Source organism: Brevundimonas sp. (assembly GCF_032107865.1).
Lineage (GTDB): Bacteria > Pseudomonadota > Alphaproteobacteria > Caulobacterales > Caulobacteraceae > Brevundimonas.
This window is the reverse complement of record NZ_DAMCNG010000323.1, coordinates 1-2053: the sequence shown is the minus strand read 5'-3', so window position 1 is coordinate 2053 and position 2053 is coordinate 1. Positions and strand designations below refer to the sequence as shown.

General features: G+C 69.4%; 3 protein-coding genes. 1 reads left to right on the top strand and 2 read right to left on the bottom strand.

Annotated features, from left to right (window positions below; genetic code table 11):
- Positions 1-219: 219 nt before the first annotated feature.
- Positions 220-1023 carry a methyltransferase gene (locus tag RT567_RS16225; protein WP_313577238.1) on the bottom strand — a complete coding sequence of 268 codons (804 nt, stop codon included), beginning with the start codon at positions 1021-1023 and terminating at the stop codon, positions 220-222.
- A 263-nt stretch (positions 1024-1286) separates the two neighbouring features.
- On the opposite strand from RT567_RS16225, the gene RT567_RS16220 reads away from it, so the two are divergent.
- Complete coding sequence (locus RT567_RS16220) at positions 1287-1766, top strand: Hsp20 family protein (protein WP_313577237.1); 480 nt, start codon at positions 1287-1289, stop codon at positions 1764-1766.
- A 68-nt stretch (positions 1767-1834) separates the two neighbouring features.
- Here the strand turns inward: RT567_RS16220 and RT567_RS16215 are convergent.
- Positions 1835-2053: pentapeptide repeat-containing protein (locus tag RT567_RS16215; RefSeq protein ID WP_313577236.1), on the bottom strand; the 219-nt coding region annotated here is incomplete at its 5' end.

Here is a 2053-nt window from a genome sequence, read left to right as displayed (position 1 = left end):
GTCGGGCGCGCTCGGCGCCGGCGCCTCCTTCTTGCGGTCGCAGGCGGTCAGGCCGAACAGCGGCGCGACCAGGGCCAGGGCGCTCGCGCCGGTCAGGACGGATCGTCGTGTCGATCGTTCTGTCATGCGCGCTTCCTCTCGCCGCCGGATGTCTTCGCTTGGGGCTTAAGGCGCTTCTGCGCCAGCGTCAAAACCACGCACTGCATTGTCATCGGGCCGTCAGTCCGCAGCGTGAGGCTTGCGGAAACGCAGGGTCATGCGGTCGCTTTCGCCGATGGCGTCCAGCGCCGTCCGCTCCTCCGCCGTCAGCGCCCTGCCGTCACGTTCCGAGGTGCGCGTGGGCTTCAGCGTCCACACCCCAAACGGGTGGTCGCGACCATCCTTGGGATTGGCGTTCAGCTCGCTGCGGGCCTCCAGCTCGAAGCCGGCGCGGCGGGCGGCGTGGATGACCCAGCTCTCGGGCACATAGCCGTTCGGCGCCGTCTCGGCGACGTTCAGCCCCTCGGCCGCGCGGTGCTGTTCGACCGCCAGCACCCCGCCGGGCTTCAGCGCCGTGAAGAAGGCCGCCAGATAGGGCTCGGCCCGGCCGTCGCGCGACCAGTTGTGGAAGGCGCGGGCCACCACGACCATGTCCGCCGTCCCGTCCGCGACGCCCATGCCCTCGGTCGGGCGATTGATCGGGACGTAGCGCCCGCCGGTCGCCGCCGCATAGGGCTCCAGAATATTGCGCCACCAGCCGGCGCGGCCCGGCTCGATCTCCACCACCGTCAGACCGGGTTGCAGACCCCAGAAGGTCAGGGTCTCGAACGGATGGCGTTCACCGTCGCGGGCGCGGTCGGCCTCGGGCCGGGTCGTCGCGACCACGGCGGCCTGCAACGCGGCATCCTCGGAGAAGCTCGGCATCTCCATCGACAGGCCCTGGCGGTGCAGCAGAGGCGCGACGTCCGGCGGCGGCGTCGACTGGGCCATCACAGGCGCGGCGAGCAGGGACGCCGCAACGACGCTGAGGACGATGTTTCGCATGGAAAGCTCCGGTCGATCCTGGACGAGGAAGGTAAACCCTTACGGCGCTTCGCGGCCACGGCAAGGCGCAGAGGCCGAAAGCGACGATTTCGCGCGCCCCTTGCGCTCGGAAAACGGCCTCCTACCTCTTCATCCGAGAGCGCCGATCCCGGGCTCTCCAGACCTGACGGGGCCGATTTCGGACCGGCGGGGCTGAAACCCTCCGTCGTCCGGGGCCAAATCGCCGGGCGGCTCAACCTTGCTGAATGTCAGAAGGATGACCCATGCGTACCTATGATTTCTCGCCGCTGTACCGTTCCGCCGTCGGTTTCGACCGCCTGGCCCGTCAGCTGGAAAGCGCCGCGCGCTCCAGCCAGGAGAACGGCTGGCCCCCCTACAACATCGAGACGACCGGCGAGGACGCCTATCGCATCGAGATCGCCGTCGCCGGTTTCTCGGCCGATGAGCTGAACATCGAGGCGAAGGAGAACCTCCTGACCGTCACCGGCAAGAAGGCGGCCAACGACGACGGCGCCCCCCAGAAGACCTATCTGCATCGCGGCCTGGCCGAGCGCGACTTCGAGCGCCGGTTCCAGCTGGCCGACTATGTGGTGGTCAAGGGCGCAGCCCTGGCCAACGGCCTGCTGACCGTCGAGCTGAAGCGTGAACTGCCCGAGGCCCTCAAGCCCCGCAGCATCGAGATCGCCACCGGCTCGCCGCTGATCGAAGGCAAGGTCGAGACCAAGGCCAAAAAGGCGGCCTAAAAGGCCTCACGCCTGACTGAAAAGTCGAAGGGGCGGCGTTCGCGTCGCCCCTTTTTCGTGCGCCTTCCCTAGGCCGCGTGCAGGTCCGCCGGGTCCAGCCCGCGCGCGCCGCTCGTCTGGGCGCCAGTGAAGTCGGCCTGCTTGGTCTGGGCGCCGTGCAGGGTCGCCCGGCTCAGGTCGGCGTCGACCATCACGGCCCGGCGCAGGTCCGCCCCTGTCAGGTCCGCGCCGCGCAGGATCGCCCCGGTCAGATCGGCGGGCAGCAGGCGATCCGCCGCCAGCATCAG